This is a genomic window from Collinsella tanakaei YIT 12063 (assembly GCF_000225705.1).
Classification (GTDB): Bacteria; Actinomycetota; Coriobacteriia; order Coriobacteriales; family Coriobacteriaceae; genus Collinsella; species Collinsella tanakaei.
In genome coordinates this window covers 161,944-175,793 of record NZ_JH126471.1, presented here as the reverse complement: position 1 = coordinate 175,793, position 13,850 = coordinate 161,944, and the positions used below count along the sequence as shown (strand labels likewise).

The window sequence follows — 13,850 nt, the reverse complement described above, 5'->3', positions numbered from 1 at the left end:
CAAGCTCGCCGCGGCGATCGTGGACCGCGTGGTCCACCACGGAAGGCTCGTGGAGTTCGGCGGCCCCAGCCATAGGCTGGAGCAGCCCTCATGCTCGGAAGGGGGGACGCGCATGAACGCGAGGCAGGCGATGGACTGGCTGGAGGGCCTCGACCCGGAGGCGGAGATCGCGGTGACGGCCAAGTTCCCGGGACTCGACGGATGGAGGGTGACCAGCTGGGCCGTGTCGACCGGCGAGGCCGAGGGCTGCCCCTCCCTGGAGATCTCCGTGGAGGGGACCGACTTCGACTACCCGGCCCCGTCGAGGGCGCTGCTGGAGGTGCTTCCGGACCTCCTCGACAGGCTCCTCGAGGCGGAGGATTCGGGTTACCTGTAGGACGTGCGGACGGTCGGCGGGGCGGGCGCGGGAGCCCGCCCCGTGGGCCTTACCATTTCGGAAAATTTTCGCTTACCAAATCGGAAAGCTCCTTTTACCATTTCGGAAACTTTTACTTGACCAAATACAGCGGGCTTCACCGCCAGGCGCTGCATGGCCCAGGCGTCGTACTCGTCCACCTCGTAGGGCAGCGGCGGGCGCGGGCCCACAACCGTCATCTGGCCCAGGAAGACGTTGATGAACTGGGGGAACTCGTCGATGGAGTGCCTGCGCAGGAAGCGGCCAACGCGGGTGACGCGCGGGTCGTCCCTCATCTTGAACATGGCGCCGTCGATCTCGTTGCAGCCCAGGAGCTCCTCGAGGCGCTCGTCGGCGTCCTCGTACATGCTGCGGAACTTGTACATGGTGAAGACGTGGACGCGCCCGTCGCGGTGCGTGCGGCAGATGCGCTTCTGGCTGTAGATGGGGCTGCCCGGGCTCTCCAGGCGGATCGCCGCGCAGATCAGGGCGCCCGGGATGAGCCCCGCGGCTATCACGGCGCCGGAGAAGGCGATATCGATTATTCGACGACACGAACGGTACAACCACTTGCCGCGGTTGGCGTCGCGCAGGTCCTGCATGGCCTGGTAGCGGTCGTACTCACCCACACGCGAAACGTACTCGGCGCGCTCTTTGCTCACCGGCACGGCGTTATTGGTGGCAGGATCGATCCGCTCCCCCACTTCCGGCTCTACGCCAACGCTCGCTGCAGTTGATGCACTATTTATTGTTGTGCTGTTGATTCCCCCGGACACCGACGCTTCCTCACAATCCCTAAGCCAATGCGAGTCTTTACGCGCCGTCCGCACATATCCAGTTCTATATACGCCACGCTCTTGCGCCTGTTGACGCTGGTGATACAGCCCTCCCTTCCTTTGAGAGGCCCGCTGAACACCACCACTTTGTCGCCTTCCATAAACCCTTTACTCATGGGAATCACGCGGTCGCCCTCATTGGTGAAGGCTCCCAGCCACGCACGGTCATCTTGGTCCAAAGGACAGAACACGTCGCCAGAAACTAGCAGGCGTGTGAATGCGTGCACGTTCTTAAGACGCTCGTACAGCGCTACGGCGTCATTGGTAACAGCGATCACATAGCCGGGCAGCAGCAGAGACTCCGCCGGTACCCATTGGCCCTTGACCTTTTTCTCCGTGGCAAAGCGCGGCGTAAAGCATTCCTTGAGAACGTCTTTGCCCGCCACGCGCTGGATTATCTGGCACATGGCGGTTTCTTGGCCGGTGGGAACCTGGACAACATACCAATCACCCGAGGACTTCTCCTTTTGGATTTTATGGCCCTCGCCCGTATCGCCCGGCCCCTCCATGGGTATAGAAGACCCAGGCTTTTGGCAAGCCTCCAACGATGAGCGCGCAGCGTTCTCGCCCATAGTATCCGTCCCTCCCTGCGATTGCATATGAGTAGGTAGGACCCACACCTCGCAAGCGCATGGCTTCGCCCCCACCGTAAACGGTGAAAAGCTGGCATATAGAACTCGCGCGACATCCAGGGCCCACACCAGGCACCGCCCCTTTTGCGCACGATATGTTTGAACGGCCGCATTCCTCGCTGCATCAAGAAATGAGCTGTGCTCAAGATTGTACTCAATGAGTGTGCTTGCATTGGTATCAATTTATCTTTTAATGTCATGATTTGACGCAGATCATGCTTGCTACCTGCGATGATAGTCGGCCACAACGATGTTATGGTTTGGTAACGTCAACCAAAACTCGTCCAAATTGCAAAACCCACCACACCTTTGTCACAAATATCCCCGTTCTTTTGGGGCTAATCGCTCGAACCCGGTATCAGTAACTGAACTCGCACCGCGCCCAAACGTGTACGGGACCCCGGCGAGCTTCGCCCGTCCCCACATAGATGGTGGGGTATCGAGTTGGCTCGCCGCGGGAAGAATCATGGCGTATCTACAGCTTTTTGCGGACCTATGAGAGGACCGATTCACCATGAAAATCAAGCTCTATGAGCTTCGCCCCGATGAGCAGGCGGCATTCTCCCGCGCCGCAGCCGCGCTGCCGGATGGCTACTCGATCGACGCCGTGGCAGAGCCCCTGAGCGCGGATAACATCGATGCGCTCGCAGGGTATGAGGCCATCGTCATCACCAACAAGTCGCTGCTCACCGCAGATATCGTGGCGCGCCTGCAGCAGCTGGGCGTGCGCTACGTATCCAGCCGCTGCGTAGGCTTCAACCACATAGACCTGCCCGCCGTGAAGGCAGCCGGCATCCGCGTGTGCAACACCACCTACCCGCCCTACGGCGTGGCGGAATTCGCCATCATGCTCATGCTCATGGCGCTGCGCAAGTGCAAGCCCGCCATCTGGCGCATGCAGGTGAACGACTACTCGCTTGAAGGCCTGCTTGGCCGCGAGCTGCGCACCATGACCGTGGGCGTGATGGGCACTGGGCACATAGGCCGCGCCGTCATAGACTACCTGGGCGGCTTTGGCTGCAAGATCTTGGCATACGACCCCTACCCCGCCCAAGACCTCGCCGCGCGCGAGGGCGTTGAGTACGTAGGCCTGGATGATCTCTACCGCGATAGCGACCTTATCACCATCCACGTGCCACTGATGGATTCCACCCGCAACATCATCGATGCAGGCGCCATCGCCAAGATGAAAGACGGCGTGGTGCTAATCAACGTGAGCCGCGGCGAGCTGGTGGATACCGACGCCCTGATAGACGCCGTGGAATCCGAGAAGATGGGCGCCCTTGCCATGGACGTCTTCGAGGATGAGGGCGGCATCTACCATGAGAACCGCATGAACGACATCATCTCCAACCGCAAGATGGCCTACCTGCGCCAGTTCCCCAACGTGCTGCTGACCAACCACATCGCCTTCTACACGGACGTGGACGTTGACAGCATGGTGGAGGACGGTATCGCCAACATCCCGGCCATGGTGGAGGGGCGCTGCACCACCGAGCTGTGAGTCACGGGCCCGCGCGATGCCTGAGACTTGATGGCGGGCGCCTGCTGGGGCGGGCGGCGGCAGGCGTACTCGTCCACAAAACCCATTGGACGGAGCCGCCCATAGAGGGCTTAGGGCCGCTCGCAGAACCGTAACGCTCCGTTCACACGGGCACGATAGCTTGCGGCCATACTAGAATCAATACGCCGGGAAGCCTGCAGGGAGGGGCTGCCCGGCATTCGCTTACCTAAACGCAAGGAGTTCTCAACATGGTTGTATCGGGCTGTACCGAGCAGACAATGAAGTACCTATCCTTACTCTCCCAACAATTTCCCAACCAGCAGGCGGTGTTCACCGAGATCATCAACCTGCAGGCGATCCTCAACCTGCCTAAGGGCACCGAGCACTTTATGAGCGACGTGCACGGCGAGTACGAGGCGTTTATGCACATCCTCAACAACTGCTCGGGCGTGGTGCGCGAGCACGTCGACCTTATCTTTGAGGACATGGGCGCCCAAGAGCGCGCCGACCTGTGCACGCTGATCTACTACCCGCACGAGAAGATCGAGCTGGTGCGAAGCGAGCACAAGGACTCCCCCACCTGGTACAAGACCATGCTGGACCAGCTGATCACCGTGGCGCGCAAGCTATCGAGCCGCTACACGCGCTCCAAGGTGCGCAAGGCCATTCCGCATGACTACGCCTACATCATCGACGAGCTGCTGCACACGCACCCGGATGAGAACAACTACCGCGTGCGCTACCACGAGCGCATCATCGACTCAATCTTGGAGACGGATTCTACCGAGGACTTCATCTGCTCGCTGGCGGAGCTGATCAAGCGCCTGGCCGTTGACCACATCCACCTGGTGGGAGACATCTTTGACCGCGGCGGCGGGGCGTCCAAGATCATGGACCGCCTGGAGCGGTGCCACGCGCAGCGCCTAGACGTGCAGTGGGGCAACCACGACCTTCTGTGGATGGGCGCGGCCGCCGGCGAGCCCGCCTGCGTGGTGACCGTGCTGCGCAACAACCTGCGCTACGGCAACTACGAAATCTTGGAGAACGACTACGGCATCTCGCTGCGCGGCCTGGTGGCCTTTGCCGACCGCACCTACAAGCCCGGCGAGGCGATCTCGCCCTTGATCAAGGCGATCAACGTGCTGCTGTTCAAGCTCGAGGGGCAGATCATAGCCCGCCATCCGGAGTTTGATATGGAGGGGCGCCTGCTGCTGGACAAGATGGACCTTGAAGCGGGCACCGTCGAGCTTGAGGACGGCACCTGGCCGCTGGTAACGCGAGACTTCCCCACCGTGGACGCCGCGCACCCCTACGAGCTCACCTGCGAGGAGCGCGAGATAGTCGATAAGCTGGTGGCGGAGTTCCGCGCCTCCGACCACCTGCGCCGCCACGTGAACCTGCTGTACTCCAACGGCTCGATGTATTTGGCGAGCAACGGCAACCTGCTGTTCCACGGCTGCGTTCCCATGAACGAGGACGGCACCTTTAGCGCCATGAACTGCATGGGAACCTGGAAAAGCGGACGGGACTACCTGGACTTTTGCGACAGCATAGCGCGACGCGCCTGGCGCGACGGCGACCAGGAGGCCCTGGACTGGATGTGGTACCTGTGGATCGGTTTTAAATCGCCGGCCAGCGGGCGCTTGGTGAAGACCTTTGAGCGCGCCTACATAGAGGACAAGTCCACCTGGTCCGAGCCCATGGACCCCTACTTCACCCTGACGCGCGAAGAGGGCCCGTGCGACGCCATCATGCGCGAGTTTGGCCTGTACGCGGGCGGCCACATCATCAACGGCCACACCCCCGTAAAGACCGTGCAGGGCGAGCAGCCCATCCGCGCGAACGGCAAGCTGCTGGTGATCGACGGCGGCTTCTGCTCCGCCTACCACCCCGCCACCGGCATCGCCGGCTACACCTTGATCTCGAGCTCTCGCGGCATGCGCATCAAGGCGCACGAGGCGTTCAAGAGCGTGGAGGAAGCCATCACCAGAAACGCCGACATCCAAAGCGAGACCACCAGCTTTGAGCCGCACGAGCAGCGCATCATGGTGAGCGACACGGATACCGGCGACGTGATCCGCGGCCAGATAAGCGACCTGCGCCAGCTGCTGGACGCCTACCGCAGCGGCCTGATCGCAGAGCACCGCGCAGAGTAGGCACGCAGGGCCCCATTCCCTTTACCGCAAAGAGGCGGCGATCCGGCTGTGTCAAAAAACGACTTAGTGCAGAGGTTTGGTCAAATAGTGCGTTAGTGCGGATTGAGGGAGCTCCGAAGCGGCTCCTGTATTCATCGAGCGTCGTCGCCCGGGCCTTCTAGCTCGGGCGATGCTGATGCCTTATTCATAAGGTACCCATTCTATCCTGTCCTCGTCCCGCACTAACGCATTATTTGACACGATTTGGACCGCACTAAGCGACTATTTGGTCCAGGGCCCGCATTAAGCGATTATTTGGCACAGCCGCCATTCCGCGGTAGCGCTCTATTTGGTCCTGGAACGCCTTCGCGGGCTACTTGCGCTCTATATCCAGGTGAATCTCCGGCGCGCGGGCAAGGTCCGCCAGCGTCACGCCGTCTACGTAGTCGTCGATCGCCTTCTCCAGGCCGGTCCAGAACTTGACGGTGGAACACAGGTCCGCGCGAGTGCACGCCCCCTCGAGCCCGTCGCAAGCCACGGTGGCGGTGGTGCCCTCCGCGGCGCGCAGGATGTCGCCGGCGGTGATCTCGTCTGCCGGGCGCGCCAGCACGTAACCGCCGCCCTTGCCGCGCACGGAGCGCAAAAGCTCGGCGTGCATCAGCGGGCGCACCAGCTGCTCTAAGTATTTCAGCGAGATCTTTTCGCGCTCCGAGACCTCGCGAAGGGCGATCTTGCCTTCCTCGTCCCCAAACGCGGCGATATAGATCATAAGGCGCAGCGCGTAGCGCCCTTTTGACGAGATGAGCATGCAACCCTCCTTTTGGTCCATCCACCATGCGATAGCGAAGCGACCGGACGCCCCGCCACGCGGACGCCCCGCCAAGCGGGCACGCCGTTCGAGCGCCCGGGCGCACGGCCCGGAAAACCCGGACGCCCGGGCCCGCGAACAACGTCGGCGGCCAACGCCATCAATCGCACATAAATCTTAGTGGATTACTCGGATTTATCCTTGACTAAAAACGGTACAATCTTATCGTTAATCCGAGAGAATTCCTAGGGTTTCTGCAAAGCGGTCGGGCGCAACACAACCGTAACAACCAAACGCCGCCTTCTGTGCCCCACGCGCCGCGCCGAGCGCGACTGAAACGCGCATCAGCACGCAGCAAGCCCGTAAGAACAGAAAGGCGCAGCACATGACCACCACTGCTGACTCGCTCCTCTCCGTTCGCGGCCTCACCGCGTCGGTGGACGAGAAAACCATCCTGCACGGCGTGAACCTGGACGTCGCCGCCGGCGAAACCCACGTCCTCATGGGCCCCAACGGCGCCGGCAAATCGACCCTGGGCCACCTGGTCATGGGCGACCCCGCCTATAGCGTGGACGAGGGCTCCATCTTCTTCGACGGCCAGGACGTCACCGAGCTCTCCTGCGACAAGCGCTCGCGCGCGGGCCTGTTCCTGTCCTTCCAGGCACCGGTGGAGATCCCCGGCGTGCCGCTGTCCAGCTTCCTGCGCGCCACCATCGCCGGGCGCGAGGGCCTCGAGATGAAGGGCAAGCAGTTCCGCCGCCGCGTCACCGAGCTGGCAGGCGAGCTCAACATGGACGTGTCCTACCTCAACCGCGAGCTGGGCGTGGGCTTCTCCGGAGGCGAGAAGAAGAAGGTCGAGATGCTGCAGCTGCTTCTTCTGCAGCCCAAGCTGGCCATTTTGGACGAGACCGACTCCGGCCTGGACGTGGACGCCCTGGGCGTGGTCTCGCGCGGCATGGACGCCTACCGTAAGCAGACCGACGGCTCGCTTCTCATCATCACCCATAACACGCGCATCCTGGAGCACCTCAAGGTCGACCGTGTGCACGTCATGGTCAACGGCCGCATCGTCCGCGAGGACGACGCCTCGCTGATCCCCTGGATCGACGCCAACGGCTTCGACACCTTCGAGCGCGAGGCGGCGGCCCAGCTCGAGGCGGAGCGCGCCGCGCACGAGGGCGAGCCCTCCCGCGACGCCGCCATCGACGCCGTGCGCGCCGCGGCCAGCAGCCTGGGCGCCGGCATGGTGCAGTCGCTGCGCGCCACACTCGACGGAGCCGGCGACTCCTGCGGCAACGCGGACGCCCGCTAAGGAGGGGCGCATGAGCAAGAAACGCACCGAGGTAGCGGACATCGACCGCAGCCTCTACGACTTCACCTACGGCGAGGAGGGCTTCGAGCGCCTGGACGCCGGCCTCACCCCGGACATTGTCACCGAGATCTCCCAGCGCAAGGACGAGCCCCAGTGGATGCTGGACTTCCGCCTGAAGTCGCTGGAGATCTACCACAAGATGCCCAACCCCACCTGGGGCCCGGGCATCGAGGGGCTGGACATGGACAACATCGTCACCTACGTCAAGCCCAACACCGAGCAGAAAAACGACTGGGAGTCCGTCCCGGACGACATCAAGAACACCTTCGAGCGCCTGGGCATCCCCGAGGCCGAGCGCAGCTACCTGGCCGGCGTGGGCGCCCAGTACGACTCCGAGCTGGTCTACCACAACATGCAGGACACGGCCTCTAAGATGGGCATCGTGTACTCCGGTATCGAGGAGGCGCTGCACGAGCCCCAGTGGGAGGCCATCATCCGCGAGAAGTTCATGACGCTGATCCCGCCCACGGACCACAAGTTCGCCGCCCTTCACGGCGCCGTATGGTCCGGCGGCTCGTTTGTCTACGTGCCAAAGGGCGTCAAGCTGGACTTCCCCCTGCAGAGCTACTTCCGTCTGAACGCCAAGGGCGCCGGCCAGTTCGAGCACACGCTCATCGTGGTAGAGGACGACGCGGACCTGCACTTTATCGAGGGCTGCTCCGCGCCCAAGTACAACGTGGCCAACCTGCACGCGGGCGCCGTCGAGCTCTTTGTGGGCAAGCGCGCGCACCTGCGCTACTCGACCATCGAGAACTGGTCCAAGAACATGTACAACCTGAACACCAAGCGCGCCCGCTGCGACGAGTACGGCGAGATCGAGTGGATCTCGGGCTCCTTTGGCAGCCACGTGGGCTACCTCTACCCCATGAGCGTGCTTTCCGGCCGCAAGAGCCGCTCCAGCTTCACCGGCATCACCTTTGCCGGCACCGGCCAGAACCTGGATACCGGCTGCAAGGTGGTCCTGGGCGCGCCGGACACCTCCGCCACGGTCGAGACCAAGTCCATCTCCAAGGGCGGCGGCATCTCCACGTTCCGCAGCTCCATCGTCGCCACCCCGGCGGCCGAGGGCGCCACGGCGAGCGTGTCCTGCCAGTCGCTCATGCTCGACGACATCTCGCGCTCGGACACCATCCCGGCGATGGACATCCGCGCCAAGGACGTCAACATAGGCCACGAGGCCACCATCGGCCGCATCGGCGACGACAAGATCTTCTACCTTATGAGCCGCGGCATCTCCGAGGAGGAGGCCCGCACCATGATCGTCAACGGCTTCGCCAACCCGGTCTCCAAGGAGCTGCCGCTGGAGTACGCCGTTGAGATGAACAACCTGATCAAGCTCGAGATGGAAGGAGCGATTGGCTAGATGGACGCTCTTGTGATCAAAAAGGCGAACGCCATGCCCGCCCCCACCTGGAGCTGGCTCAAGATGAACGAGACCAAGGTCGCCGTGCCCGCGGGGCTGGAGCGCGACTGCCAGGTGGTGATCGAGAACGCCGGCGACCTGCTGGAGACCCATGCCAGCTTCGAGGGCGCCGTCGAGAAGCTGCAGCAGCGCGTGGACGCCCGCCGCGGCGACGATGCGGACACCCGCGCCATCCTGCGCGCCGCGCAGGGGCACGACGCCGGCGCCAGCGACCTGGACACCCCGGCGCTGTCCTCCTATGAGAAGAAGGTGGCCCTGTCCCAGATAGCCGGCGACGTGGCCGCGGACTTCGAGACCGGCGTGGGCCGCGATGCGCGCGCCTACCTCAACTTCCTGGCCGGCGGCACCGCCGTACTGGCGACCGAGCCGGGCGACGAGGCATCCGCCACGGTGCGCGTGTCCGCCCGCCCCGGCACCTCCTCGTCCGCGAGCATCGACGTGGTGGCCGCAGAGGACTCCGAGCTCGACCTGGCCATCTCCATCGACGCCGCCTGCGGCGCGGACCAGGCGGCCTTTGCCGGCTCGGCCCTGCGCGTCTTCGCCGGCGAGCGCTCCCGCGTGAACGTGACCGTCTACCTTACCTGCGGCGCGGGCGTGACCTGCGTGGAGGACTCCGGTTTCATCCTGGACGACGACGCGCGCGTCACCGTGCGCCACGTGGTGCTGGACGGCTCATTCACCGCCACCGGCCTCGCCGCCGACCTGCGCGGCGACCGCTCGCGCATCGACATCGACACCAGCTACCTGGGCGCGGGCGCAGACGAGCGCGACTTCAACTACATCGTGCGCCACCGCGGCAAGAAGACCGAGTGCAACCTGGACGCCAACGGCGTGCTCACCGGAACGTCCAAGAAGATCCTGCGCGGCACCATCGACCTCATGCACGGCGCCAAGGGAGCCCAGGGCAACGAGCGCGAGACCGTGCTTCTGGCCAACAAGGGCGTGGACAACAAGACCGTGCCCATGATCTTGTGCGATGAGGACGACGTCGCCGGCAACCACGGCGCCACCATCGGCCACGTGCGCCCCGAGCAGCTGTTCTACATGGGCTGCCGCGGCCTGTCCGAGAAGCAGGCGGAGGAGCTCTTTATCTCGGCCAAGCTTGAAGACGCCGCCATCACCGCCCCGGACGAGCAGATGCGCGACAACGTGGTGCGCCTGGCCTCCACCCTGGTCGATAACTTTGAAGAGGAGATCGCATGATCGATACCGAGAACGTGGGCTGCGACACCTGCACCGCCCCGGGCGCTCCCGTGCTGGACGCCTCCACGCCGCAATCGCGCGCATGGCCCCGCGTAGACATCGAGACCAACCCCTACAAGGCGCAGTTCCCGCTGCTGGCGGGCAAGCCCCAAATCGCTTTTCTCGATAGCGCCGCCACCGCGCAGCGCCCCGCCTGCGTGCTCGCCGCCCAAAAAGAGTTCTACGAGACCATGAACGCCAACCCGCTGCGCGGCCTGTACTCGCTCTCCGTCGAGGCCACCGAGGCCATCGCCAAGGTGCGCGCCCAGATCGCGGGCCTTATCGGCGCGGGCGACCCGCGCGAGGTGGTCTTCACCCGCAACACCTCCGAGAGCCTGAACATCGTGGCCAAGGCCTTCGCCCCCACCGTGCTCGAAGCCGGCGACGAGGTCGCCATCACCGTGATGGAGCACCACTCCAACCTCATCCCGTGGCAGCAGGCCTGCCGCGAGGCGGGCGCCACCCTGGTCTACCTCTACCCCACCAAGACCGGCCAGCTCACGGATGAGGAGATCGCCGCCAAGATCGGCCCCAAGACCAAGATCGTCGCGGCCACGCAGGTCTCCAACGTCCTTGGCGTCGAGAACCCCATCGCCAAGCTGGCGCAGGCAGCGCACGCGAACGGCGCCTACATGGTGGTCGACGGCGCGCAGTCCGTGCCGCACATGGCCGTGGACGTGGCGCAGCTGGGCGCTGACTTCTTCGCTTTCTCGTCCCACAAGGCCCTGGGCCCCATGGGCGTGGGCGTGCTGTGGGGCAAGATGGAGCTGCTCGAGCGCTCCCGCCCCTTCCTCACCGGCGGCGAGATGATCGACTCCGTCACCGAGCAGGACGCCGTCTGGGCGCCCGTGCCCGAGAAGTTCGAGGCGGGCACCCAGGACGCCGCAGGCATCTACGCCACCGGCGTCGCCCTGGACTACCTGGTCAACCAGGTGGGCTATGAGGCCATCCAGGCGCGCGAGGCCGCCCTTGTGCACTACGCCATGGCGCAGATGAGCCAGCTGCCCTACGTGGACATCATCGGCTCCATCTACTGGGACCGCCACCACGGCGTGATCAGCTTCAACGTGCGCGGCATCCACCCGCACGATGTGGCCAGCATCATGGACATGCAGGGCGTCTGCATCCGCGCCGGCCACCACTGCGCCCAGCCGCTGCTCACCTGGCTTGGCGTGGAGAACCTGGCCTGCTGCCGCATGAGCCTGGCGTTCTACAACGACAAGCACGACGTCGACGCGTTCCTCGAGGCGCTGGACGCCGTGTGGCGCACCTTTAACGGCTAGCGCGTCAAACCAACCTCTACGGGGCCGTCCCATTTTGCTGCGGGCGGCCCCGCTTATTCGATAGGAGACCCCATGGGCAACCTCTACTCTTCCACCTCGTTTATGGAGCACAACTCCCACCCGGACTACAAGTACCAGATGGATGACGCCACCCACACCCATGACGGCATCAACCCCAGCTGCGGCGACGAGCTCACCCTCTCCCTGCGCGTGGAGAACGGCGTGATCGAAGAGGCCGCCTTCACCGGTCACGGCTGCGCCATCAGCCAGGCTTCCGCCGACATCATGGCGGACCTCATCACCGGCGAGACCGTCGAGGAGGCCAAACGCCTCTCCGAGCTGTTCTTGGCCATGATCCGCGGCGAGGAGCTCTCTTCAGAAGACTACGAGGATTTGGACGAGGCCGCCCAGCTCAAGGACATCTCCCACATGCCCGCCCGCGTGAAGTGCGCCGAGCTCGCCTGGCGCACCCTGGACGGCATGCTCTAGGGCCCGCGTCCCCAGCCGGACAACAAGCCCCAGCCGGACAACAAGCCCCAGCCGGACAACAAGCGTTAAAAGGACGAGTAACCCGCGCATGATCGAAGCAATCGCAACATACTTCGCCCAAAACGGGGCCGATTGGCTGCAGATGGTGGCCGAGCACCTGGCCATCAGCGCCACCGCCCTGCTCGCCGCCTGCGCGCTCGCGCTGCCGTTGGGCGTCGCCTGCAGCGCGAGCGCCCTCACCGAACGGCTGGCGGGCGGCGTCGCGGGGGTGTTCCGCGTGATCCCCAGCCTGGCAGTGCTCATCTTATGCGTGCCCGTGCTGGGCGTGGGCACCCCGCCCGCCGTGGCGGCGCTCACGGTGCTGGCCATCCCGCCCATCCTCATCAACACCGCCGTCGCCTTCCGCAGCGTCCCCGCCGCGGTGATAGAGGCCGCGCTGGGCATGGGCATGAACCGCGCGCAGCTCTTCTTCTCCGTCAAATGCCCGCTCGCCTTTCCCCTGGCGTTCGCCGGCGTGCGCACCGCCGCCACCGAGGTCATCGCCTCCGCCACCCTTGCCGCCTACATCGGCGCGGGAGGACTGGGCGTGCTGATCTACACCGGCCTGGGCGCGCTGCGCAGCGATCTGCTGTGGATAGGCGGCCTTTCGGTCGCCCTGCTCTCGCTGCTGGTGAACCGCGGCTTGGCGCTTGTGGACGCCCGCATGCGCCGCTACGAGCGCGCGGGACGCTAGGTCCCCATGGCCGCACCCGCCCGCCCGCGGCAAAAGACCCTCCTACCAGATTGGATGCAACCATGAACCAACCCATATCCCGCCGCGGCGCCCTCGCCCTGTGCGGCGCCGCCACCCTCTCGCTTTTTGGCGCGGGCGCGCTCGCCGGCTGCTCTGGCAGCGATGGCGACGCCGTCACCGTGGGCTCCAAGGCCTTTACCGAGGGCGTGATCCTCTCCGAGCTCTACGCACTGGCGCTGGAGGACGCGGGCCTCACCGTAAACCGCTCCTTTGAGATCTCCGGCTCGCTTATCCACACCGCCCTGGAGAGCGGCGACATCGATCTGTACCCCGAATACACCGGCACCGGCCTGATCTCCGTGCTGCAGATGGACCCCCTAACCGACCCGGAGACCGTCTACAACACCGTGAAGGACGAGTATAAAAAGCAGTTCGACCTGGTGTGGCTCGACAAGTCCGAAGCCGCCGACGGCCAGGGCCTGGTCATTCGCACCGAGGCGGCGAAGCGCCTTGGCATCAAGACCATCTCCGACCTGCAGGCGCACGCCGGCGAGCTGCGCTTTGCCAGCCAGGGCCAGTTCGACGAGCGAGCCGACGGCCTGCCCGCGCTGGAGGCCGTCTACGGCCCCTTTGACTGGAAGGACCACGCCGTCTTCGACGAGGGCCTCAAATACCAGGTGCTCGCCAACGACGAGATGGACGTGACCCCCGCCTACACTACCGAGGCCCAGCTCACCGATGACGCCTTCACCCTGCTGGAGGACGACAAGCACGTGTGGCCGCCCTATAACGTGGCCCCCGTCGTTCGCGCCGAGGTCCTGGACGCGCATCCCCAGATCGAGGAGGCCCTCAAGCGCGTCAACGACGCCCTCACCACCGAGGAGCTCACCCGCCTGAACGCCCGGGTGGACATCGACAAGGAGGAGTACGAGGACGTGGCCCGCGCCTTTTTCGAGAGCATCGGGTAACCATAAGGTAGCCATCGAGTAGCTATCAGGT

General features: G+C 64.5%; 13 protein-coding genes. 10 read left to right on the top strand and 3 right to left on the bottom strand.

What is annotated here, in order from left to right; genetic code table 11:
- The coding region (locus tag HMPREF9452_RS08625; protein ID WP_009141756.1) for a hypothetical protein at positions 1-376 on the top strand (376 nt) is incomplete at its 5' end.
- Here the strand turns inward: HMPREF9452_RS08625 and HMPREF9452_RS08620 are convergent.
- Both HMPREF9452_RS08620 and loaP read right to left on the bottom strand, forming a co-directional pair.
- Positions 367-1,098 (bottom strand): sugar transferase, encoded by a 732-nt coding sequence (locus tag HMPREF9452_RS08620; RefSeq protein WP_050797654.1) that lies wholly within the window; start codon positions 1,096-1,098, stop codon positions 367-369. The genes HMPREF9452_RS08625 and HMPREF9452_RS08620 overlap by 10 nt on opposite strands.
- A 41-nt stretch (positions 1,099-1,139) precedes the next feature.
- On the bottom strand, positions 1,140-1,802 hold the full coding sequence (loaP, locus tag HMPREF9452_RS08615; protein WP_009141754.1) for an antiterminator LoaP: 663 nt from the start codon (positions 1,800-1,802) through the stop codon (positions 1,140-1,142).
- A gap of 574 nt (positions 1,803-2,376) precedes the next feature.
- On the opposite strand from loaP, the gene HMPREF9452_RS08610 reads away from it, so the two are divergent.
- Positions 2,377-3,366: a D-isomer specific 2-hydroxyacid dehydrogenase family protein gene (locus HMPREF9452_RS08610; protein ID WP_009141753.1), complete on the top strand. Its 990-nt coding sequence runs from the start codon at positions 2,377-2,379 to the stop codon at positions 3,364-3,366.
- A gap of 248 nt (positions 3,367-3,614) precedes the next feature.
- Positions 3,615-5,522, top strand: coding sequence for a fructose-bisphosphatase class III (locus HMPREF9452_RS08605; RefSeq protein ID WP_009141752.1), 1,908 nt, complete (start codon positions 3,615-3,617; stop codon positions 5,520-5,522).
- 352 nt (positions 5,523-5,874) lie between these two features.
- Here the strand turns inward: HMPREF9452_RS08605 and HMPREF9452_RS08600 are convergent, their stop codons facing one another.
- Positions 5,875-6,309, bottom strand: coding sequence for an RrF2 family transcriptional regulator (locus HMPREF9452_RS08600; protein WP_009141751.1), 435 nt, complete (start codon positions 6,307-6,309; stop codon positions 5,875-5,877).
- Positions 6,310-6,694: 385 nt separating this feature from the next.
- On the opposite strand from HMPREF9452_RS08600, the gene sufC reads away from it, so the two are divergent.
- From sufC to HMPREF9452_RS08565, 7 genes are all read left to right on the top strand, one after another.
- Positions 6,695-7,621, top strand: coding sequence for a Fe-S cluster assembly ATPase SufC (sufC, locus tag HMPREF9452_RS08595; protein ID WP_009141750.1), 927 nt, complete (start codon positions 6,695-6,697; stop codon positions 7,619-7,621).
- Between the two features lie 10 nt (positions 7,622-7,631).
- A complete protein-coding gene (sufB, locus tag HMPREF9452_RS08590; protein ID WP_009141749.1) occupies positions 7,632-9,044 on the top strand; it encodes a Fe-S cluster assembly protein SufB in 1,413 nt (470 codons plus the stop codon).
- Positions 9,045-10,307, top strand: a complete 1,263-nt coding sequence (locus tag HMPREF9452_RS08585; protein WP_009141748.1) for a SufB/SufD family protein — start codon at positions 9,045-9,047, stop codon at positions 10,305-10,307. It abuts the gene before it with no gap.
- Positions 10,304-11,629, top strand: a complete 1,326-nt coding sequence (locus HMPREF9452_RS08580) for an aminotransferase class V-fold PLP-dependent enzyme (protein ID WP_009141747.1) — start codon at positions 10,304-10,306, stop codon at positions 11,627-11,629. The genes HMPREF9452_RS08585 and HMPREF9452_RS08580 overlap by 4 nt, the downstream gene beginning before the upstream one ends.
- Positions 11,630-11,701: 72 nt before the next feature.
- Positions 11,702-12,118, top strand: coding sequence for a Fe-S cluster assembly sulfur transfer protein SufU (gene sufU, locus HMPREF9452_RS08575; protein ID WP_009141746.1), 417 nt, complete (start codon positions 11,702-11,704; stop codon positions 12,116-12,118).
- A gap of 88 nt (positions 12,119-12,206) precedes the next feature.
- Positions 12,207-12,851, top strand: a complete 645-nt coding sequence (locus HMPREF9452_RS08570; RefSeq protein ID WP_009141745.1) for an ABC transporter permease — start codon at positions 12,207-12,209, stop codon at positions 12,849-12,851.
- Between the two features lie 62 nt (positions 12,852-12,913).
- Positions 12,914-13,819 carry a glycine betaine ABC transporter substrate-binding protein gene (locus HMPREF9452_RS08565; protein ID WP_009141744.1) on the top strand — a complete coding sequence of 302 codons (906 nt, stop codon included), beginning with the start codon at positions 12,914-12,916 and terminating at the stop codon, positions 13,817-13,819.
- Positions 13,820-13,850 lie beyond the last annotated feature (31 nt).

Excerpts from the sequence above, each read along its gene's own strand:
- HMPREF9452_RS08610 (WP_009141753.1), top strand. The coding sequence starts at position 2,377 with ATGAAAATCAAGCTCTATGAGCTTCGCCCCGATGAGCAGGCGGCATTC.
- HMPREF9452_RS08565 (WP_009141744.1), top strand. The coding sequence starts at position 12,914 with ATGAACCAACCCATATCCCGCCGCGGCGCCCTCGCCCTGTGCGGCGCC.
- sufB (WP_009141749.1), top strand. The coding sequence starts at position 7,632 with ATGAGCAAGAAACGCACCGAGGTAGCGGACATCGACCGCAGCCTCTAC.
- loaP (WP_009141754.1), bottom strand. The coding sequence starts at position 1,802 with ATGGGCGAGAACGCTGCGCGCTCATCGTTGGAGGCTTGCCAAAAGCCT.
- HMPREF9452_RS08585 (WP_009141748.1), top strand. The coding sequence starts at position 9,045 with ATGGACGCTCTTGTGATCAAAAAGGCGAACGCCATGCCCGCCCCCACC.
- sufC (WP_009141750.1), top strand. The coding sequence starts at position 6,695 with ATGACCACCACTGCTGACTCGCTCCTCTCCGTTCGCGGCCTCACCGCG.
- HMPREF9452_RS08605 (WP_009141752.1), top strand. The coding sequence starts at position 3,615 with ATGGTTGTATCGGGCTGTACCGAGCAGACAATGAAGTACCTATCCTTA.
- HMPREF9452_RS08600 (WP_009141751.1), bottom strand. The coding sequence starts at position 6,309 with ATGCTCATCTCGTCAAAAGGGCGCTACGCGCTGCGCCTTATGATCTAT.
- sufU (WP_009141746.1), top strand. The coding sequence starts at position 11,702 with ATGGGCAACCTCTACTCTTCCACCTCGTTTATGGAGCACAACTCCCAC.
- HMPREF9452_RS08570 (WP_009141745.1), top strand. The coding sequence starts at position 12,207 with ATGATCGAAGCAATCGCAACATACTTCGCCCAAAACGGGGCCGATTGG.
- HMPREF9452_RS08580 (WP_009141747.1), top strand. The coding sequence starts at position 10,304 with ATGATCGATACCGAGAACGTGGGCTGCGACACCTGCACCGCCCCGGGC.